Here is a 19,797-nt window from a genome sequence, read left to right as displayed (position 1 = left end):
TGGTTTCGGCGATGCGACGCTCTGCCATCATTCCACCTGGCTCCTGGCCGCGTCGCATGCCCGCCGCGATTGCAGCTGGTTATTGTGGTGAGCCAACCATTGAGTCCTTTCTAAAACGGGTCGGTTCGGAGTATCCTCAGCCACGTGTAAAGGAAGGAAGACGTCAGCTGTGGTTGAGAGACGATCTAGACCGAGTGATTGCCCCGGACCTCGCGCCGGGCGACCTCGCCGAGGATTTGTAACGCTGGAGCGCCTTCTTCCGCGGTTCGTCGAGGTGCGCCGGCTCGCCAGTAGCCCCGTTGGTTTCTACTTCCGCATTCCCACGCATTATCGCAAGCTTGGGTGTGAGATGGCGAACGAGCCATTGGGCACTAGCTATGAAGTGGCGTGCGGTGAAGACGGCAAGGGAGGACGCGCCGCGACGCTCAATGCGCTGTTCGATGAATGGAACGACCGCCGCAAGGGCGAACCAATCGAACTCGGTGAGATCGCGCGCTATGGCACGATTGATTGGCTCTTTCGCCAATACAAGACAGAGAAGGCCTATACCGAGAAGGTCTCATTGCGATCGCGTCCCGACTACGAACGCATTATGCAGATGATTTGCGACACCGTCGGCAAGAGCGGTCGGCGTGTTGGCGCGCGGCAGATCCGGGAACTTACACCTCGAGCAGCTGACAAGATCTACGACAGGATCATCAACGGGCCGAACGGTGTCAGGCTGCGGCAAGGAGAAAAGGTCGTCGGGCTGTGCCGCAAGGTTTGGCGTATTATGCGCCCGCCTGCATCCAGACCTGTTCGATAAGAAGCACCCGAATCCGTGGGACGATTTTACCCTGAAGAGCCGAACCAAGACCAAGAAGCACGCGGTCACGCGTGATGAAGTCTATCGATTTGCCTGGGGCTGCATCGAGCACGGCCGGCCTGAGCCGGCCGCAGTGGCCGTCATTTGCTTTGAATGGTTGCAGCGACCGGAAAACGTTGTGGCCGGATTTCTGACCTGGCCAGACTATCGCAGCAAGAATTGGCCGCATGCGGTGCGGATTGAGCACCACAAGAACAAGACGTTGGTCTGGCATCCGCTCGAGGACAAGCTGGACGGCGAGATCGTCAGGTTCTACGCCGAAGCAGAGGACATCCTAGGCCATCTCCCGAAGATCGGCGTTCCCATGATCATGCGTCGGATCGAGCGAGGAGAATCTAAGGGCACGGCAAAAGTCTGGTCTTACCCAGGCATGGAAAAAGTCGTGCAGCAGATGCGCAAGAAGATCGATGGCGTGTCCGAGCTGTTCACGCTCGATGCGTGCCGACATGGTGGCATGACCGAACTGGAAGAAGCCGAGCTGACGGATGGTCAGGGCCGAGCGCTCTCCGGGCACAAGACCGCACAGGCCTACCGCGGCTACGCCAAGGAAACGATGCAGCGCGCCCTGGCCGCGACCCGCAAGCGGCATGCGCATCTCTTGGCGCAAAAGCAGGTTGAACACCAGGATAGCGAAGTAGCTGAAGCTCAAGATCAGACAAGCGACGGCGATATCCGGCACAACGCCTTAAAGTAGCAGTCAGTGCCTCACGCCTGCTGTTGATCCCCGCGTCGAAGCGATCAAGCCGATGCCTATTGGGCTCAGCTGCGCACCTGATGCGCCGCGCGTTCTCAGCATCAATAGCGTCCAACGAATAAGAGCAGATGCAGCCAACCTGGCACCTGGGTGGCCTGGAAACAAAAACGGCACAGAATTTCCAAATGCCGGGGCAAACGAGTTTCCAAATGCTCTCAAAGCGCGCCTGAGAACAAAGCCGATTTTGAAGGAAATTCAGGGTGTTGCGCCTGGCTGGGGCGGGAGGGATCGAACCTCCGAATGGCGGAATCAAAATCCGCTGCCTTACCGCTTGGCTACGCCCCAACTGCAGGGACCGCGGAAGAACTGGCTACCGCGGACTCCATCGGTCGCAGCCGGTCTATAGGGAGCGGCGCGGCATTTCAACCGCCTGGAGGGGCAAAATACCACACAGGGCAGCGCCCCCCGCCTCTTCTCACTTTATATGATGGACCTCGGCGGTCCCCCCGCCGGCAGGCGCCAAACCCTGCCCACCGCCCATTGAGACCGCCCCCGTTTCATGGGAATACGGCGCCAATGATGTCCACGGGAGTGAGCCATGACCTACCGCGCGCCGATTTCTGACATGCTGCTGTCGCTCAACCATGGCGCGGGCCTGAAGGCTGCCGTGACGGCCGGCCATTACGGCGATTTCGACGGCGATATCGTCGCGGCCGTGCTGGAGGAAGCCGGCAAGTTCGCATCCGACGTGCTGGCGCCGCTCAACAAGATCGGCGACGAGCACGGCATCAAGCTCGAGGACGGCAAGGTCACGACCGCGCCGGGCTGGCCGGACGCCTATAAGCGCTGGACCGAAGGCGGCTGGAACGCCGTCTCGGGTCCGGAAGGTTTCGGCGGCCAGGGCCTGCCGCTCGCGATCAACGCCGCCTGCACCGAGATCTGGAGCGCCGCCAACCTCGCCTTCGGTCTCTGCCCGTTGCTGACCGCCTCCGCGATCGAGGCGCTGGAGGCGCATGGCAGCGACGAGCTGAAGACAATCTATCTCGAGAAGCTCGTCTCCGGCGAATGGACCGGCACGATGCAGCTGACCGAGCCGCAGGCCGGCTCCGATGTCGGCGCGCTGCGCACCCGTGCCGAGAAGCAGGCCGACGGCACCTATCGCATCAAGGGGACCAAGATCTTCATCACCTATGGCGAGCACGACATGACCGACAACATCGTGCATTTCGTGCTGGCGCGCCTGCCCGACGCGCCGGCCGGCACCAAGGGGATCTCGCTGTTCCTGGTGCCGAAATTCATGGTCAATGCGGACGGCTCGCTGGGGCAGCGCAACGACATCCATGCAAGCGGCGTCGAGCACAAGCTCGGCATGCATGCCTCGCCGACCTGCACCATGACCATGGGCGATCATGGCGGCGCCATCGGCTTCCTGGTCGGCGAAGAGAACCAGGGCATGCGCTGCATGTTCACGATGATGAACCAGGCCCGCCTTAGCGTCGGCCTCGAAGGCGTCGGCGTCGCCGATCGCGCCTATCAGCAGGCACTGTCCTATGCGCAGGAGCGCAAGCAGGGCCGCGCCGTCGGCAACAAGGGCGACGGCTCGGATGCGATCTTCGTGCACCCCGACGTCAAGCGCATGCTGATGCGGATGCGGGCGCAGACCGCGGCGGCGCGCACCATCTGCTATGCGACCGCGGTCGCGATCGACGTCTCCACCCGCGCCAAGGACGCCAAGGTGCGGGCCGACGCGGCCGCGCGCGCCGCGCTGCTGACGCCGCTCGCCAAGGGCTATTCCACCGACATCGGCAACGAGGTCGCCTATCTCGGCGTGCAGGTGCATGGCGGCATGGGCTTCATCGAGGAGACCGGCGCGGCGCAGCATTATCGCGATGCCCGCATCACGGCGATCTACGAAGGCACCAATGGCATCCAGGCGATCGACCTCGTCACGCGCAAGCTCGCGGCGAACGGCGGCGCCTCGGTGTGGGCGCTGCTCGACGAGCTCTCCGCCACCGTCAAACAGGTCGAGGCCTCCAACGATCCCGCCTTCGGCACCACGGGCACCAAGCTGCGCGAGGCGCTGGAGGCGTTGACGCGCACCAGCAAATGGCTCCTGGAGCGTGTTGCATCCGCACCCAACGAGGCGCTCGCGGGTGCGACGCCGTATCTGCAGCAATTCGGCGCCACGCTCGGCGGCTGCATGCTGGCCTCCGAGGCCCTTGCCGCCAAGGCCGACGGCGCTGCGGATGCCGCGCGCTACGTCTCGCTCGCGCGCTTCTTCGCCGAGAACATCACGGTACAGGCGCCCTCGCTCGAGCGCACGGTGACCGAGAGCGCGGAGTCGGTCGCGGCGGCGGACGCGGTGTTGCTGGGGTAACAGCCCACCGCCTGCCACATAACCGGTGTCGTCCCGGCGAAGGCCGGGACCCATAAACACAACCGGGCGTTTGGCGAAGACTGGAATTGAGCGGACTTTCCGCGGTATTGAGCCCTTGCCGCAATCGATGAATCACGCGGTATGGGTCCCGGCCTCCGCCGGGACGATACCAGGTATTTTGAGCGAGCCTTCACCTTAGTTTGTGGAGATTCGGGCTACGCTTTTCCCCGGCCGCCACAGCACCACGCCCGCCGCGACGAGATCGAGCACCACACACAGCGCGAACGCAATCGTGTAATCGCCGGTGAAGCTGCGCACCAGGCCGACGATGCCGGGACCGAAGGCGCTGACGATACCGCTGATCGAGGTGCCCAGGCCCATCGCGGCCGCGAAGGCGGTAGAGCCGATCTCGCGCTGGATGATCAGCGGCGGGAACGTGATCATGTTGCCGATCGAGAAGCCGTAGACGGCGCAGCAGGCCAGCAGCACGATCGGGCTCGTGCTTTGGAGGGCCACGAAGAGCGCGGCGGCCTGGCTCGTCATCGACGCCGCGCAGGCGAGCCGCGGATCGAGCCGGTCGACGAACAGGCCGAGCGACAGGCGGCCGACGATCGCCATCGCCGCCATGATGGTCACGGCAAGCCCGGCACTGGCGCGCCCGATCAACGGTTCGAGGAACGCCACTTGGTGAATGATGAAGCCCATCTGCGCCAGCAGTGCGATCGCGATCGGCAGCACCATGGTCCAGAATGCCGCATTGGCGAGCAGCGCCTTGCGCGAGTGAAGCGGCGCGGCCGTGCCGTCACCGGTCTGACGTTCGCCCGATGCAAGCGGCATCCCGACGGGCCAGCCGACGAACGTCACGACCGCCGGCAGCACCAGCACCATCATCGCGAGCGTGGCCGCCAGCATCGCAGCGCGGAAGCCGATGCTGCCGGTCAGCGACAGCAGCAGGGGAACGAGGATGATGCCGCCGCAGGTCGCACCGTTGAAGGCGAGGCTGAGTGCCAGACCACGGCGCTGCTCGAACCAGGCGTTCAATAGGGTTGCGATCACCACGGTGCCCATGCCGGTCCAGCCGACCGACATCAGCGCATAGGCGAGATAGAGCTGCCACGGCGTCTGCATCAACGCCAGCAGCACGGTCGAGGCGCCGAGCGCCGACAGGCCGCACAGGATCAGCGCACGCAGCCCGATGCGGGCGAGCAGCTCGTCGGTGAAGATGACGAGCACGGAGGTCAGGAGGAACGAGAAGGTGCTGGCCGTGGAGACCAGCGTACCCGGCCAGCCGTGGGCGCGCTGAAGCTCCGCCAGATAGACGCCCTGGCCGTAGAGGCCGAAGCCGAACATGAAGAAGGCCATCAGGAAGCAGGCCAGCACCACGCGCCAGCCGCGATAGTGCAGCGAGGATTCGTCAACACGCGATGCGGCAATCATCGATGGAGCAATCATCAAAGAAACAGTGCAACAGTGCGATCGTGCCCTACAACCCCCGGTTTTTCAAATGAAACATTGTAGCCATTTGTTGCAATGCGCAACGCGGCTGACGCGCGATGCGGCCGGCGCCGTCGGGCCATGTCACGGAATTGCGTCGAAAAGCGCGCGTCCGTGCATTGGCACACCTGCAAGATGATGTAGGCTGACGCTTCGTGAGACACGCCAGAGGCAAGCGCCGCGGCGATCGCAGGGGGCTCGCATGCCGAACGGCAACATCGTCGTCACCGAAGAGCGTGGAACACGCGTGATCACACTGCGTCGTCCGAGCAAGAAGAATGCGATCACGCAGGACATGTATCGGGAGATGAGCCGCGCGATCGATACCGCGCAGAACAACCCCGATATCCGCTGCATGATCATCACCGGCGGCTCCGGCGTGTTCACCGCCGGCGACGACATCGACGATTTCATGCACGCCGACACTTCCCGCCCCGCGACGCTGTCGGAGGGTACAAAATTCCTCTATTCGCTGGCCCTCAACGCCAAGCCAGTCATCGCAGCGGTGGACGGCGCCTCGATCGGCATGGGCACCGTGATGCTGTTCCACTGCGACTATGTGCTTGCCTCCAACGCGGCAACCTTCTCCGCACCCTATATCCATCTCGGGCTCGTCCCGGTCGGCGGCGCCAGTCTCTTGATGCCGAACACGATGGGCTATCAGCGCGCCTTCGCGATGCTGGTGATGGGACGGACCTTCACCGCCGCGGAGGCGCATGCCGCGGGATTCGTCAACACCGTGGTCTCACCGGGACACACCGAGGTCGAGGCACGCAAGGTGGCGCGCGAGATCTGCCGGCTACCGGCAGAGGCCGTTGCGACCTCGCGCAAATTGCTGCGCGCCCCGCCCGAGGACCTCACCCGCCGCATCGACCAGGAAGGCCATCTGTTCGGCGACCGGCTGAAGTCCGACGAGGCGGTCGCGGCGTTCAATGCGTTTGCGAACCGGAAGAAGGGATAGGGGCGCCCTTCCCCTCTCCCCTTGCGGCACACATCTAACCTCGCGGAGACAACCCTCATCCGGCGCCATAGCCGAAGCTTCGCTTCGGCGCTCTCAAAAACGGCAGCCGCAGACCGCCTATGCCACCCCACAAGGGGAGACGGAAGAAAGCGGGGCGTGATCACGACAATGCTTCGTGAAATCTTCGCGCGGTGCGTCTAGTCTGGTTGCATGCGACATCTCCTCCGCCTCACCGCCTTCGCCATTGCGCTCGCCACCCTCCCCGCCTCGGCCCAGACCGCCGCGCCGGTCGAGCTGCGCATCCTCGCGATCAACGATTTCCACGGCAATCTGCGGCCGCCGCCAGGCGGCATCCGCATCGGAGATCCCGAGGACAAGGCCAAGAAAGTCATGGTCGCCGCCGGCGGCGCCGAATACATGGCGACGCTGGTCAAGCAGCTGCGCGAAGGACACAAGAACACGATCTTCGTTGCCGCCGGCGACCTGATCGGCGCGAGCCCGTTTTTGTCGGCGATGTTTCACGACGAGCCTTCGATCGAGTCGCTCTCGATGATGGGCCTTGCAATCAGCTCGGTCGGCAATCACGAATTCGACGAAGGCAAGACCGAGCTGCTGCGGATGCAGAACGGCGGCTGCCATCCGCTCGACGGCTGTCAGGGACCGCATCCCTTCACGGGAGCCAAGTTCAGCTATCTCGCCGCATCCACCATCGAGACCGCGACGGGCAAGAGCGTGCTGCCGCCTTACGAGATCAGGGAGTTCGAGGGTATCCCTGTCGCCTTCATCGGACTGACCTTGAAGGAAACCGCGGGCATCGTCTCTCCGGCAGGCATTGCCGGCCTCGAATTCCGCGACGAGGCCGAGACGGTCAATGCGCTGGTGCCGCAGCTGAGGGCGCGCGGCGTCGAGGCGATCGTGGTGCTGATCCACCAGGGCGGTGAGCCCTCGGGCGATTACAATGAATGCCCCGCCATTACCGGGCCCATCGTCGATATCGTCAAAAAATTCGACCGCGCCGTCGACGTCGTCGTCAGCGGCCATACTCATCGCGCCTATGTCTGCGACATCGACGGACGGCTCGTTACCAGCGGCGACAAATACGGCACGCTTGTCACCGCGATCGACCTCAAGCTCGACCCGGCGAGCCGCGACATCGTCGCAGCCAGAGCCGAGAACGTCATCGTCGCCAATGCGTCGCTGGCGAAGGACCCCGAGCAGACCGCGCTGATGGAGGCCTATGACAGGCTGTCGGCGCCGATCGCAAATCGCCCGGCCGGATCGGTGACGCAGACGCTGTCGCGCAGTCCGAACGAGGCCGGCGAAAGCGCGCTCGGCGACGTCATCGCCGATGCGCAACTGTTCGCAACCCGCGACGCCAAGGACGGCGCCGCCGTCCTCGCGCTCACCAATCCCGGGGGCATCCGCACCGATATCGTGCCGAAGGAGAACGGCACGATCACATTCGGTGACGTCTTCGCGAGCCAGCCGTTCCGCAACCGCCTCGTCACCCTGACGCTGACGGGCAGCCAGCTCAAGGACATGCTGGAACAGCAATGGCTGGACCCGAAGCGACCGCGGATCCTCCAGGTGTCGAACGGATTCAGCTATGCCTGGGATGCGGCGAAGCCATCCGGCGAGCGCGTGAGCCTCGATAAGATGACACTCAACGGCAGGCCGGTCGAAGCCGGAAGCGCCTACCGCGTCACCCTCAACGATTACCTCGCCGTCGGTGGCGATGGTTTTACCGTCGCCAAGCAGGGCACGGCGCCGCAATACGGCGGCTACGATGCGGACGCGCTGTTCGCGTTCTTCCGGGCGCACGGGCCGATCGGTCCGCTGCCACCCACCCGTATCCTGCGGATGAATTGATCCGGATCAAACGGGCCGGCGCGGGCCGACCCTTTGCCATTGCCGCTCAAATGCCTAGATTGGGTTTTGCATTGCGTTTTGGCGCCGAATGCGCCAAGCGACGTCAAGCGCCGTTTTTGCGAGGCTGACCTGATGAGCACGCTTCTTCTCTCCCACAAGGCCTGCCTCGACCACGTCACGCCGCCGGGACATCCTGAAAGGCCGGATCGCCTGCGCGCGGTGGAGGAAGCGCTGTCGCACGAGCGTTTCCAGTTTCTGGTGCGCGACCAGGCGCCGGAGGGCGATCTCGATCTCGTCACGCTGTGCCACAACGAGCATTACGTCACCGAGCTGCGCCACATCGCGCCGACCAGCGGCCAGGTCTATATCGACGGCGACACCTCGATGTCGCCGGGCACCTGGGAAGCGGTGATGCGCGGCGTCGGCGGCGCGGTCGCGGCCACCGAAGCGGTGATGGCCGGCGAGCATCGCAACGCCTTCGTCGCCGTGCGACCGCCCGGACATCACGCCGAGATCGGCAAGCCGATGGGCTTCTGCTTCTTCGACAATGTCGCGATCGCCGCGCGCCACGCCCAGCGCAAATACGGCATCAAGCGCGCGGCCATCGTCGATTTCGACGTGCATCACGGCAACGGCACGCAGGACATCTTCTGGTCGGATCCGACCGTGATGTACTGTTCGACGCACCAGATGCCGCTGTTTCCGGGCACCGGCGCCAAGAGCGAGCGCGGCGACCACGACACCATCGTCAACGCGCCGCTCGCCTCCGAGGACGGCGGACCGGAATTTCGCAGCGCGTTCGACAATCTGATCCTGCCGCAGCTGGAAAAATTCAGCCCCGAGCTGCTCATCATCTCGGCCGGCTTCGATGCACATTACCGCGACCCGCTGGCCTCGCTGAATTTGCGCGCGGAAGACTATGCGTGGGTGACGCGCAAGCTGATGGACCTCGCCGACAAGAGCGCCGGAGGGCGGGTGGTTTCGGTGCTCGAGGGCGGCTATGACCTGCAAGGATTGAAAGAATCTGTTACGGCGCATGTCGGCGCCCTGATGGGCGCCTGACGACGCCCGCCACATTAAGCCCGCAAAACCCGCCTTCAGTGCGGGGCAATCGAATCGGGCAATCGGAAACGGATATGGCCGAAAATACTCAAGTCGACGTCTCCAGGCTCACTTTCGAGCGCGCGATCGAGGAACTCGAGACGATCGTGAAGCGCCTCGAGGATGGCAAGGTGCCGCTCGAGGAATCCGTGACGATCTACGAGCGCGGTGAGGCCTTGAAGCGCCGCTGCGAGGATCTGCTGCGCCAGGCCGAGGCGCGCGTCGACAAGATCACCACCGACGCCAGCGGCCAGGCCACCGGCGCGGCGCCGCTCGACGTTCAGTAAGCCAAGGGTTCCCCTCTCCGGATCTGACCGCGCTTGATCCCAGCCCTAGTGCACGGGGGTCACAGTCGGCCGCGTTTTCATGATCGCACGGCAACATCCCCTGCGACGTTACGGGTTCCATCCATCGGGAACACGCTCGATCCCCGGTCTGGAAACGGCGTCCGAGGACAAAAAAGTTCTGATTCTGGCGAAAAAGCCCGCCAACAGACCGCGCCGACCGGGAACCCCTCGTAGCGGGCCGCAGTTAACCACTCTGGCCCGCGGGTTGCACTGCATAACCCCCAATCGGCCCGGCGGGTTGGCTTTGGCCCAAGCTTTGGTGTAAAGCTGCGCGGAGTGTGGCTTTTTGCAAGCCTTGCGTGGGCACAGATCACCGACGACAAGGGCTTCAAACTGCTGATGAATTGGCTGGGACGGGCGAAGCCGATCTAAGTGACAGGGATCACAGAGACTGAACCGGAGCGCACTTAAGCTTACCTAAGCTTGAAGACGGGGCCTTGCCCCATGCAGGTGGCTCCGACGGTTTGAGGACTCGCGCTGCGCCGAAATTGTGCAAACCCATCGCGCACCGGAACGACCTTCCGGCGCTGACAAATTGGAAATCGCCGTGAACGCATACAGTAAAACGCCGCTTCTCGACACCATCCGGACGCCGGAAGACCTGCGCAAGCTCAAGATCGAGCAGGTTCGTCAGGTTGCCGACGAGCTGCGGCAGGAGACCATCGATGCCGTTTCGGTCACCGGCGGTCACTTCGGCGCGGGTCTCGGCGTGGTCGAGCTCACCACCGCGATCCATTATGTCTTCGACACGCCGCGCGACCGGCTGATCTGGGACGTCGGCCATCAGGCCTATCCGCACAAGATCCTCACCGGCCGGCGCGACCGCATCCGCACCCTGCGCACCGGCGGCGGCCTGTCCGGCTTCACCAAGCGCAGCGAGAGCGATTACGATCCGTTCGGCGCTGCGCATTCCTCGACCTCGATCTCCGCCGGCCTCGGCATGGCGGTCGCACGCGACCTCTCCGGCGGCAAGAACAACGTTATCGCGGTGATCGGTGACGGCGCGATGTCGGCGGGCATGGCCTATGAGGCCATGAACAATGCCGGTGCGATGAACTCGCGCCTGATCGTCATCCTCAACGACAACGACATGTCGATCGCGCCGCCGGTCGGGGCCATGAGCGCCTATCTGTCGCGCCTCTACTCCGGCAAGACCTATCGCACGCTGCGCGATGCGGCCAAGCAGATCAACAAGCGCCTGCCCAAGATCATCGCCAACCGCGCCAACCGCGTCGAGGAATATTCCCGCGGCTTCATGATGGACGGCGGCACGCTGTTCGAGGAGCTCGGCTTCTACTATGTCGGCCCGATCGACGGCCACAATCTCGACCATCTCCTGCCCGTGCTCAAGAACGTGCGCGACATGGAGACCGGCCCGATCCTGGTTCACGTCGTGACGCAGAAGGGCAAGGGCTACGGGCCTGCGGAAGCGTCCGCCGACAAGTACCATGCCGTCGTCAAGTTCGACGTCGCGACCGGCACCCAGGCCAAGGCCAAGCCGAACGCGCCGGCCTATCAGAACGTGTTCGGCCAGAGCCTCGTCAAGGAAGCGCAGAAGGACGACAAGATCGTCGCCATCACCGCGGCGATGCCGTCGGGCACCGGCGTCGACATCTTCAACAAGGCGTTCCCCGACCGCACCTTCGACGTCGGCATCGCCGAGCAGCACGCGGTGACGTTCGCCGCCGGTCTCGCCAGCGAAGGCTACAAGCCGTTCTGCGCGATCTACTCGACCTTCCTGCAGCGCGGCTACGACCAGATCGTGCATGACGTCGCGATCCAGAACCTGCCCGTGCGTTTCGCCATCGACCGCGCCGGCCTCGTCGGCGCCGACGGCGCGACGCATGCCGGCTCGTTCGACAACGCCTATCTCGGCTGTCTGCCGAACATGGTGATCATGGCGGCGGCCGACGAAGCCGAGCTCGTGCACATGGTGGCGACCCAGGTCGCCATCGACGACCGTCCGAGCTCGCTGCGCTATCCGCGCGGCGAAGGCCGCGGCATCGAGATGCCCGAGGTCGGCATTCCGCTCGAGATCGGCAAGGGCCGCGTGATCCGCCAGGGCAGCAAGATCGCCCTGCTCTCCTTCGGCACGCGTCTGGCCGAATGCGAGAAGGCGGCCGACGAGCTCGCAGCCCACGGCCTCTCGACCACGATCGCGGATGCGCGCTTCATGAAGCCGCTGGATACCGAGCTGGTGCTCAAGCTCGCCCGCGACCACGAGATCCTGATCACGATCGAGGAAGGCTCGGTCGGCGGCTTCGGCTCCCACGTCGCGCAGTACCTGACCGATCAGGGCGTGCTCGACACGGGCATGGTCAAGTTCCGCTCGATGGTGCTGCCCGACGTGTTCCAGGACCACGACACGCCGGCCGCGATGTACGGCCGTGCCGGTCTCGACGCCAAGGGCATCGTCGCCAAGGTGTTCGAGGCGCTCGGCAAGGACGTCAAAGCCGAGACGGTCAAGCTGGCCTGATTGCCGAGCAGGCGCTGCCCCTTACCTCTCCCGCTTGCGGGAGAGGCAAAGGCCGCCTTAGGCGGCCGTATCTGAGAACGCCGAGGCGGAGCCTCGGCTATGTCGCGAAAGCGATCCGGGTGAGGGCTCTCTCCTCTTGGGGGTTCTCGCTTGCGGAGACACCCTCTCCCCAACCCTCCCCCGCAAGCGGGGGCGGGAGCGCAGCTTTCGGCGCGGTTCGCAGCTCGTCTGAATTCGAACGGTCATTCCATGAAAATCTATCTGGCGGGCCCCGACGTGTTCCTGCCGGATGCGGTTGAGATTGGCCGGCGCAAGGTCGCAATCTGCTCCGCGCACGGGCTCACCGGCCTCTATCCTCTCGACAACGCGATCGACCTCACCGCACCGGATGCCTCGCGCCAGATCTTTTGCGGCAATGAGACGATGATGGATGAGGCCGACGCCATCATCGCGAACCTCACCCCGTTCCGGGGCGCCGGAGCCGATCCCGGCACCGTCTACGAGCTCGGCTACATGGCCGGGCGGCGCAAATTCTGCCTCGCCTACTCCAACGACGGTGCCGTCTATGCCGACCGCGTCGGCCGCTTCATGGACGTCGCGTCCGAGGACGGACGGCTGGTCGATGCACAGGGGCTGACGGTCGAGGATTTCGGTCTCGTCGACAACCTCATGATGATCCATGCGCTGGAGCTGCACGGCTGCCCGCTGGTGACGCCGGCCACGATGCCGATCGATGTCTGGCACGATCTCGCGGCGTTCGAGACTTGCGTCCGGATGGCGGCCGCGCGATTGATCGCTACATAAGCCTTCCAGTCGTTCTTCGGAGATCCGATGCCCCCTGCCCGCAAGCGCGCGGATGTATTGCTGGTCGAGCGCGGCCTGTTCGAAAGCCGGGCGCGGGCGCGCGCGGCGATCGAGGCCGGCCTCGTCACGGCCGACGACAGGCAGGTCGCAAAGCCGTCGGAGACGATCGCGGAGGATGCCGTGATCCAGGCCGAGCCTGCGCACCCCTACGTCTCCCGCGGCGGCGTCAAGCTCGCCGGCGCGCTGGAACGTTATCCCATCGAGATCGAGGACCATGTCTGCCTCGATGTCGGCGCCTCCACCGGCGGTTTCACCGAAGTGCTGCTGGCCAACGGCGCGAGCCTCGTGTTCGCCATCGATGTCGGCACCAGCCAATTGCATCCCTCGCTGCGCGATCATCCCAAGATCGTGTCGATGGAGGAGACCGACATCCGCAGCTACGAGGGCAAGCGTCTGCCGGCGCGGCCCGACATCGTCGTCATCGACGTCAGCTTCATCTCGCTCAAGACGGTGCTGCCGGTGGCGTTGTCATTGGCGGCGGCACCCATGAGCCTGCTGGCGCTGATCAAGCCGCAATTCGAAGCCGAGCGAAAGCACAACAAGAAGGGCATCATCCGCGACGCCGCCGTGCACCGGGAGATTTGCGACGACATCGCGGCCTTCGCCGCCTCGCTCGGCTGCACCGACATCGAGATATTCCCCTCACCGATCACCGGCGGTGACGGCAATGTCGAATTCTTCCTGGGCGCGCGCCGTGGTTGAGCGCCTGACCATCGATCATGTCGGCCATCGCGGCGACGGCGTCTCGCTCGCGACGGGCGAAGCGATCTACGTGCCTTATGCGCTTGGCGGCGAGACTGTCGAGGTCGACCACGTCGTCGGCCATCATCCCGACCGCCGCAAGCTGCTCGCCGTGGACGTCGCGAACCCCGAGCGCATCAAGCCGTTCTGTCCGCATTTCGGCGTCTGTGGCGGCTGTGCGATCCAGCACTGGGCCGCCGAGCCGTATCACGCCTGGAAGCGCGGCATCGTGGTCGAGGCGCTGGCGCAGGCCGGCCTCGATTGCGAGGTGGCGCCGCTGGTCGATGCCCACGGTGCCGGGCGCAGGCGCATCACGCTGCACGGCCGCTTCGGCACGCACGACGTTCTCAAGGTCGGTTTCTCCGCGACGAGCTCGCACGACGTCATCCCGATTCATCGCTGCCCCATCCTCGATCCCGCACTCGAGGGCGCGCTCGAGGCCGCCTGGGCGCTCGCCGAACAGTTGACGTCGAAAATGGCGGTCACGAAGCCGCTCGACATCCAGGTCACCGCGACCGCCAACGGCCTCGACGTCGACGTACGCGGCTCCGGCCCCCTGCCGACGCCGCTGGTGACCGTGCTGTCGCGCGTCGCCGAGCAGCACGGCCTGGCGCGGCTGACCCGGCATGGCGAGCTGGTGCTGCAACGCCTGCCGCCGACGCTGAGGATAGGCCGTGCCGAGGTGACGCTGCCGCCGGGCTCGTTCCTGCAGGCGACGGTGGCGGGCGAAGAGATGCTTGCGGTTCTCGTCGCCGAACGCGTCGGCAAGGCCAGGGAGGTGCTCGACCTCTTCTGCGGCGTCGGCCCGTTCGCGCTGAGGCTGGCCGAGAAGTCGCGCATCGCAGCCTATGACAGCGACGCCGGCGCGGTCGCCGCGCTCGCGAAAGCGGCGCGCACACCGGGCCTGAAGCCGATCAAGGCCGAGCCCCGCGACCTGTTCCGCCGCCCGCTGGTACCGCAGGAGCTGCGCGACTTCGACGCCGTGGTGTTCGACCCGCCACGCCAAGGTGCGCAGGCGCAGGCTTTGAAGCTGGCCGAGAGCAAGGTGCCCGTCGTGGTCGCGGTATCCTGCAATGTCGCGACCTTCGCCCGCGACGCGCGGCTGCTGATCGACGGCGGCTACAAGCTCGAAACGGTGGTGCCGGTGGACCAGTTCCGGCACACGCCGCATGTGGAGCTGGTGGCGAAGTTCAAGCGCTAGCGCCGAAGCCCGCTCAGCGCCGGCGACTCCCCGGGCAGCATGTTCGATCTGATGTCGCTGTCCATACGGCTCGAGTCCTGCTGGGTGAAACCGGCGCCGAACGACAGGCTGAGGTTGGAGGTCGGCTTGAACTCGACGCCCGCGAACGCGCCATAGCCAGGTGCGGCGCTGGAGGTCAGCGGGGCCAGCGAGCTACCAATACCGTCACCGTACTTCAGCGTGTTGAAACCGGCGAAGAACGTCACGGGCATGCCGCCCGCGGTCTTGCTGTTGTAGCCGAACTGCGTGCTGTCATAATTGAGCGAACTGAAATTGCCGGCGAGCGCGCTCTGGCTGAGGCCGCTCAAACCAAGATTGCCGCGCTGGCTTCCGACAAAGAAACCGGGGCGAAAATCGTAGCCGCTGGCATCGCCGGCATTGAAACTCGGAAAGCTGCCATAGCTGTCGAAGCTGTCGAAGCTCTGGACGGCGCTGCCGCCAAAGCCGAAAGGCCCGCCCGGGATCCAATATTGCAGGGGCGCGACCTGCGCATGTGCTCCGCCGAGGCAGAGCACGGCGAGGAGAGTTGCAAGACCACAGGAACGAGCAAGGCTGGGCATACTGGGTAACCGTCAAGAGCTCCGCAAACTATACGTCCGGTATCGTGCAAATGCCAGTGACGGCAATGCCGGTTGATCGCGGCGTCCGGTTCCGGGATCACCTTTTCCTGACGCCTTGAACCTCCCCTGTGACCGGTTGACCCATTTGCAAGGCACCCAAGCGCGCTCCCTCTCGTGAGTGCGCAGACCCCTGGAAGTGCCCAACATTGAACGGAGGCTGTCATGAATGTCGATTCCGACAGGTTGAATGCCTTTATGGGCAAGATGGTCACCGAGTTCGGCGCCGCGATGAATTCATCGCTGGTCCTGCTCGGGGACAAGCTGGGTCTCTACCGCGCCCTCGCCGCCAAGGGACCGATGAACTCTTCCGAGCTCGCGAGCGCCACCGGAACGAAGGAGCGCTATATCCGCGAATGGCTCGCGAGCCAGGCCGCATCCGGCTACATCGAGTACGATTCAGCCTCGGGCAAATTCTCGATGCTGCCCGAGCAGGCGATGGCGCTCGCCGACGAGGACAGCCCGGTCTTCCTCGGCGCGTTCGGCAACGTCATCGCCTCGACATTCCTCGACGAACCGAAGATTTCGGAGGCATTCAAGTCCGGCAAGGGCGTTGGCTGGAACCGGCGCAGCGAGTGCCTGTTCTGCGGCACGGCCCGCTTCTTCCGCACCGGCTACATGCATCACCTGGTGCAGGAATGGCTGCCCGCGCTCGACGGCGTCGTGGACAAGCTCAAGCGCGGCGCCAAAGTCGCCGATGTCGGCTGCGGTCACGGCGTCTCGACGCGTTTGATGGCGGAAGCCTTCCCCAAGTCACGCTTCTACGGCTTCGACTATCACGAGGGCTCGATCGAGGCGGCGCGAAAGGCGGCGAATGAGGCGAAGCTGGGCGACCGTGTCAGCTTCGCGGTTCATTCGGCCAAGACCTATCCGGCCGAAGGTTACGATCTCGTCTGCTTCTTCGATTGCCTGCACGACATGGGCGATCCGGTCGGCGCGATCAACCATGTGCGCGAGAGCATGGCGAAAGACGGCACCTGCATGCTGGTCGAGCCGTTCGCGAACGACCGACTCGAGGACAACCTCAATCCGGTCGGACGCGTCTACTACGCGGCGTCGACCATGATCTGCACGCCAGCCTCGCTCGACCAGGAGGTGGGTCTCGCCCTCGGCGCGCAGGCCGGCGAGGCAAGGCTGCGCAAGGTCGCCAGTGAAGGCGGCCTGTCTCGCTTCCGCCGCGCCGCCGAGACTCCGTTCAATCTGATCCTAGAGGCCCGGATCTGACCCGGCAGGAACGCCGCGGCTGATATTGTCAGGCCGCGGCGCCCACGCCCATCCCGAACGTGATCTGGTTGCCGTCGGCATCGACCGCGTCAAAGTCGCGCATGCCGTAATGGCGGTCCTGCGGCTGGTTGACCAGCGTCGCCCCGCGCTCCGCCAGCTCGGCATAAAGCTGGTCCACGTCCCGGACAAAGACGCAGAGACCGCCCTGCCCGGGCAATCGTTTCGTTCTGGCCGCAGCCAGCAGATGCAGGGACACCTCCTCTCGACAGAGGCAGACATAGCCCGGGGGCGAGCCGTCCTCGAAGGTGACTTCGAAGCCGAATACATCACGGTAATAAGCGAGGCTCGCCGTGATGTCGGTGACGACGAAAACGGTGGCGGAGCCGGCCATCATCGGCTGTTCGTTGGTCATCAATCGTCCATCTCGCGAGCGATCCCCTGCACGCAGCCTAGCATGCGTTCCCGAGGTCTTGCACGCGCCGGGCCGCAACATAAGCTGGCCATCGCACGGCCGCACGAGTCTGCCGGAATGGGAGGATAACGATGAAACGTCCAGGCTCGGCACCGCAGGCGGTGGCGCCGAACGATCGCGCGCTCCCGGCGGCGAAGTGATGGCATCGTACGGTTCATGCCCGACGATCCGCTCCTCACCCGCCTGACATCTGCCTTTGCCGAAGTACCGGGCGTGCAAGCAGTCGTCCTCGGTGGCTCACGCGCGCGGGGCAGCGCGCATGCGGCGTCGGACTACGATATCGGTCTTTATTTCAAGTCGGCGGTTCCGCTGGATACCGAACGCTTGCTGGCCGCCGCGAAGGAGATCGCCGACGATCCCGCCGCCACGGCCGTGACGCCGGTCGGAGAATGGGGCCCGTGGATCGTCGGCGGCGCCTGGCTTTCGGTGGAAGGCCGCAAGGTTGACCTGCTCTACCGCAACGCCGATGCGGTCAAGGCCGTGATGGAATCCTGCCGCGCCGGCGTGGTCACCATGGATTACCAGCCAGGCCATCCGCACGGCTTCTGCTCGGCGATCTGGATGGGCGAGATCGCGTATTGTCAGCCCTTGCACGATCCGAACGGCGTGATCGCCCGGCTCAAATCCATCGCGCTGCCTTATCCGCCGCCACTGCGTCAGGCGTTGATCCAGCGTTTCCAGTGGGAAATCTCGTTTGGCATCGAGAATGCGGAGCTCGCGGTGGCACGTGGCGAGCAGACCCATGTCGCAGGATGCCTCTACAGGTCGCTCGCCTGCGTCGCACAGGTCCTGTACGCACTGAACGAGCGCTATCTCATCAACGAAAAGGGCGCGCTCCAGGAGGCGGCCCGCCTGCCGCTCACGATCCCGGGTCTGGCCGAGCAGACAAGCGAGGTCTGGCAGATGATCGGCGCCGGCGCCCTGGCCCCCGCCTGCGAAGCCGTGCGCGGGATGGACCGGCAGTTGAAGCTGATGACGACTTGACAGCATGGAGAACCAGGTGACACCCGACAGCCTCGTCACTTACGAACGCGCAGGCAACATCGCCCGCATCACGCTGCGCCGCCCACCCGTCAACGCGCTGAGCCTCGAGGTCATCCGCGCGGTGGTCACCGCGCTCCGCCGCGCCGCCGACGATACGGAGGCGCGCGTTGTCGTGCTGGGAAGCGCGATTGCCAAGCGCTTCTCGGCGGGCCTCGATCTCGACATTCTGCTGGGCAGGTCCGGCGCGGAGATCCGCGAGTTCCTGCAGGCGCTCTATATCGACCTCTACGACGCGCAGTATGGGCTCGGAAAGCCGTCCATCGCCGCGGTCGGCGGCGCTGCGCGGGGCGGCGGCATGACCATGGCGGTGTCCTGCGACGTGGTGCTGGCGGCCGAGAGCGCGACGTTCGGCTATCCCGAGATCGACGTCGGCGTCATCCCGGCGATTCACTATGCCCATCTGCCGCGCATCGTCGGACGTCATCGCGCCTTCGAACTGCTGTTCACCGGCCGCGTCTTCAGCGCGGCGGAGGCGCGCGAGCTCGGCGTGGTGAACCGCGTCGTCGGCGATGCGGAGCTCGAGGCCGAGGTCGCAAAGCTCGCAGCGCAGTTCACGGGAAAATCGGCGGCGGTGCTGCGGATGGGCCGCGCCGCCTTCATGCGCCAGATCGATCTCGACTACCGGCGCAGCATTGCAAGCGCCGTGGACGATTTCTGCAACGTCGCGACATCGGACGAGGCGCAGGAGGGCTTGAGAGCGTTCGTGGAGAAGCGGCCGGCGAAATGGTGAGGCGGGCTCAGGCGGTTTTGTCGAGCGTCGACGAGGAATCGGCCGGCGGATATTTGGTCACGGGCACCATGAAGGATTTGGTGCCGACCTGGTAGATAATCCTGCCGTTCTGTCCGTCGTCGGTCGCGATCTGCGCCTGCCCGAACATGATGACGTTCTTGTAGACGATGCCGGTGCCCTGGCGGGTGATGCCGTCGGTGGTGACGCTGACCTCGGCTTCCTTGCCGTTGACCGACAGCACCTTGAAGCTCGCGCTCTTGCCGTTGTCGCTGGAATAACCGCCCCAGCTTCCCATGAGCCGGCTGTCGGACGGCGGCGGGTCCTGCTTCTCGAGATTGGCGGTCTGCTTGCCGGCGCCGCCCGCCGAGAACAACAGCACCATGTTCTTGCCGTCCTTGGTGCCGACCGTGACCCCGCCGAAGGTGATCAGCGCGCCGTTGACCTCGCCAAAACCCCGCTCGGTCTTTCCGTTATGGGTGTACTCGACCTGCGCCCGGGCACCGCGGATGTTGACGACGTTGAAGCTGACGGGCTGGTTGTTGCCCACCCAATTGCCTTTCCATTCACCGAGCAGCCTGCTCTGGTGAAAGACCCGCTCGTTGGCGGGCGAAATCTGGCTGGTGCTCGACGTGACGATGGCCATTGGACTGCTCGGACACGGGCCTGACAAACCCGCCTTCG

At 64.9% G+C, this 19,797-nt stretch carries 18 protein-coding genes and 1 tRNA gene; 14 read left to right on the top strand and 5 right to left on the bottom strand.

Features of this window, described 5'->3' with window-relative positions; all coding sequences use genetic code 11:
- Positions 1–274: 274 nt before the first annotated feature.
- A complete protein-coding gene (locus HAP40_RS11195) occupies positions 275–805 on the top strand; it encodes a hypothetical protein (RefSeq protein ID WP_334270972.1) in 531 nt (176 codons plus the stop codon).
- The gene (locus tag HAP40_RS11190; protein WP_166817748.1) at positions 714–1,559 is read left to right on the top strand and encodes a hypothetical protein; all 846 of its coding nucleotides are present in this window, start codon (positions 714–716) and stop codon (positions 1,557–1,559) included. Before HAP40_RS11195 ends, HAP40_RS11190 begins: the two co-directional genes overlap by 92 nt.
- 270 nt (positions 1,560–1,829) lie before the next feature.
- Here HAP40_RS11190 and HAP40_RS11185 read toward each other — a convergent pair.
- Positions 1,830–1,904 (bottom strand) — tRNA-Gln (locus HAP40_RS11185).
- A gap of 253 nt (positions 1,905–2,157) precedes the next feature.
- On the opposite strand from HAP40_RS11185, the gene HAP40_RS11180 reads away from it, so the two are divergent.
- A complete protein-coding gene (locus HAP40_RS11180; RefSeq protein ID WP_166817749.1) occupies positions 2,158–3,936 on the top strand; it encodes an acyl-CoA dehydrogenase in 1,779 nt (592 codons plus the stop codon).
- A gap of 195 nt (positions 3,937–4,131) precedes the next feature.
- On the opposite strand, the gene HAP40_RS11175 is transcribed toward HAP40_RS11180, so the two are convergent.
- Entirely contained in the window at positions 4,132–5,373 is a 1,242-nt protein-coding gene (locus HAP40_RS11175) for an MFS transporter (protein WP_166817750.1), read from the bottom strand.
- A gap of 259 nt (positions 5,374–5,632) precedes the next feature.
- Here HAP40_RS11175 and HAP40_RS11170 point away from each other — a divergent pair, with 259 nt between their 5' ends.
- From HAP40_RS11170 to HAP40_RS11135, 8 genes are all read left to right on the top strand, one after another.
- Positions 5,633–6,391, top strand: a complete 759-nt coding sequence (locus HAP40_RS11170; RefSeq protein ID WP_166817751.1) for an enoyl-CoA hydratase-related protein — start codon at positions 5,633–5,635, stop codon at positions 6,389–6,391.
- A gap of 210 nt (positions 6,392–6,601) precedes the next feature.
- The gene (locus tag HAP40_RS11165) at positions 6,602–8,260 is read left to right on the top strand and encodes a bifunctional metallophosphatase/5'-nucleotidase (protein WP_166817752.1); all 1,659 of its coding nucleotides are present in this window, start codon (positions 6,602–6,604) and stop codon (positions 8,258–8,260) included.
- A gap of 132 nt (positions 8,261–8,392) precedes the next feature.
- Entirely contained in the window at positions 8,393–9,322 is a 930-nt protein-coding gene (locus HAP40_RS11160; RefSeq protein WP_166817753.1) for a histone deacetylase family protein, read from the top strand.
- 74 nt (positions 9,323–9,396) lie between these two features.
- Positions 9,397–9,648, top strand: coding sequence for an exodeoxyribonuclease VII small subunit (locus tag HAP40_RS11155; RefSeq protein ID WP_166817754.1), 252 nt, complete (start codon positions 9,397–9,399; stop codon positions 9,646–9,648).
- A 607-nt stretch (positions 9,649–10,255) separates the two neighbouring features.
- A complete protein-coding gene (gene dxs / locus HAP40_RS11150) occupies positions 10,256–12,184 on the top strand; it encodes a 1-deoxy-D-xylulose-5-phosphate synthase (protein WP_092259983.1) in 1,929 nt (642 codons plus the stop codon).
- A gap of 249 nt (positions 12,185–12,433) precedes the next feature.
- Positions 12,434–12,988 (top strand): nucleoside 2-deoxyribosyltransferase, encoded by a 555-nt coding sequence (locus tag HAP40_RS11145; RefSeq protein WP_166817755.1) that lies wholly within the window; start codon positions 12,434–12,436, stop codon positions 12,986–12,988.
- A 27-nt stretch (positions 12,989–13,015) separates the two neighbouring features.
- The gene (locus HAP40_RS11140; protein ID WP_166817756.1) at positions 13,016–13,750 is read left to right on the top strand and encodes a TlyA family RNA methyltransferase; all 735 of its coding nucleotides are present in this window, start codon (positions 13,016–13,018) and stop codon (positions 13,748–13,750) included.
- On the top strand, positions 13,743–14,990 hold the full coding sequence (locus HAP40_RS11135) for a class I SAM-dependent RNA methyltransferase (protein WP_166819550.1): 1,248 nt from the start codon (positions 13,743–13,745) through the stop codon (positions 14,988–14,990). Before HAP40_RS11140 ends, HAP40_RS11135 begins: the two co-directional genes overlap by 8 nt.
- Here HAP40_RS11135 and HAP40_RS11130 read toward each other — a convergent pair.
- A complete protein-coding gene (locus tag HAP40_RS11130) occupies positions 14,987–15,589 on the bottom strand; it encodes a hypothetical protein (RefSeq protein WP_166817757.1) in 603 nt (200 codons plus the stop codon). The two genes, HAP40_RS11135 and HAP40_RS11130, sit on opposite strands and share 4 nt — an antisense overlap.
- Before the next feature lie 222 nt (positions 15,590–15,811).
- Here HAP40_RS11130 and HAP40_RS11125 point away from each other — a divergent pair, with 222 nt between their 5' ends.
- Positions 15,812–16,870 carry a class I SAM-dependent methyltransferase gene (locus tag HAP40_RS11125; RefSeq protein ID WP_166817758.1) on the top strand — a complete coding sequence of 353 codons (1,059 nt, stop codon included), beginning with the start codon at positions 15,812–15,814 and terminating at the stop codon, positions 16,868–16,870.
- A gap of 28 nt (positions 16,871–16,898) precedes the next feature.
- Here HAP40_RS11125 and HAP40_RS11120 read toward each other — a convergent pair whose 3' ends face one another.
- Positions 16,899–17,282 carry a glyoxalase superfamily protein gene (locus HAP40_RS11120; protein WP_166817759.1) on the bottom strand — a complete coding sequence of 128 codons (384 nt, stop codon included), beginning with the start codon at positions 17,280–17,282 and terminating at the stop codon, positions 16,899–16,901.
- 216 nt (positions 17,283–17,498) lie between these two features.
- On the opposite strand from HAP40_RS11120, the gene HAP40_RS11115 reads away from it, so the two are divergent.
- Positions 17,499–18,326, top strand: coding sequence for a nucleotidyltransferase domain-containing protein (locus HAP40_RS11115; RefSeq protein ID WP_166817760.1), 828 nt, complete (start codon positions 17,499–17,501; stop codon positions 18,324–18,326).
- 16 nt (positions 18,327–18,342) lie between these two features.
- Positions 18,343–19,116 carry an enoyl-CoA hydratase/isomerase family protein gene (locus tag HAP40_RS11110; RefSeq protein ID WP_166817761.1) on the top strand — a complete coding sequence of 258 codons (774 nt, stop codon included), beginning with the start codon at positions 18,343–18,345 and terminating at the stop codon, positions 19,114–19,116.
- A 7-nt stretch (positions 19,117–19,123) separates the two neighbouring features.
- Here HAP40_RS11110 and HAP40_RS11105 read toward each other — a convergent pair whose 3' ends face one another.
- A complete protein-coding gene (locus HAP40_RS11105) occupies positions 19,124–19,759 on the bottom strand; it encodes a hypothetical protein (RefSeq protein ID WP_166817762.1) in 636 nt (211 codons plus the stop codon).
- Positions 19,760–19,797: the final 38 nt, after the last annotated feature.

The sequence above is a fragment of the Bradyrhizobium sp. 1(2017) genome (assembly GCF_011602485.2).
GTDB lineage: Bacteria > Pseudomonadota > Alphaproteobacteria > Rhizobiales > Xanthobacteraceae > Bradyrhizobium.
This window is presented reverse-complemented; position numbering and strand designations above follow the sequence as displayed.

Coding starts and splice junctions, on each gene's coding strand:
- HAP40_RS11160 (WP_166817753.1), top strand. CDS start 8,393: ATGAGCACGCTTCTTCTCTCCCACAAGGCCTGCCTCGACCACGTCACG.
- HAP40_RS11140 (WP_166817756.1), top strand. CDS start 13,016: ATGCCCCCTGCCCGCAAGCGCGCGGATGTATTGCTGGTCGAGCGCGGC.
- HAP40_RS11105 (WP_166817762.1), bottom strand. CDS start 19,759: ATGGCCATCGTCACGTCGAGCACCAGCCAGATTTCGCCCGCCAACGAG.
- HAP40_RS11130 (WP_166817757.1), bottom strand. CDS start 15,589: ATGCCCAGCCTTGCTCGTTCCTGTGGTCTTGCAACTCTCCTCGCCGTG.
- HAP40_RS11145 (WP_166817755.1), top strand. CDS start 12,434: ATGAAAATCTATCTGGCGGGCCCCGACGTGTTCCTGCCGGATGCGGTT.
- HAP40_RS11120 (WP_166817759.1), bottom strand. CDS start 17,282: ATGACCAACGAACAGCCGATGATGGCCGGCTCCGCCACCGTTTTCGTC.
- HAP40_RS11180 (WP_166817749.1), top strand. CDS start 2,158: ATGACCTACCGCGCGCCGATTTCTGACATGCTGCTGTCGCTCAACCAT.
- HAP40_RS11165 (WP_166817752.1), top strand. CDS start 6,602: ATGCGACATCTCCTCCGCCTCACCGCCTTCGCCATTGCGCTCGCCACC.
- HAP40_RS11115 (WP_166817760.1), top strand. CDS start 17,499: ATGCCCGACGATCCGCTCCTCACCCGCCTGACATCTGCCTTTGCCGAA.
- HAP40_RS11155 (WP_166817754.1), top strand. CDS start 9,397: ATGGCCGAAAATACTCAAGTCGACGTCTCCAGGCTCACTTTCGAGCGC.
- HAP40_RS11125 (WP_166817758.1), top strand. CDS start 15,812: ATGAATGTCGATTCCGACAGGTTGAATGCCTTTATGGGCAAGATGGTC.
- HAP40_RS11170 (WP_166817751.1), top strand. CDS start 5,633: ATGCCGAACGGCAACATCGTCGTCACCGAAGAGCGTGGAACACGCGTG.
- HAP40_RS11175 (WP_166817750.1), bottom strand. CDS start 5,373: ATGATTGCCGCATCGCGTGTTGACGAATCCTCGCTGCACTATCGCGGC.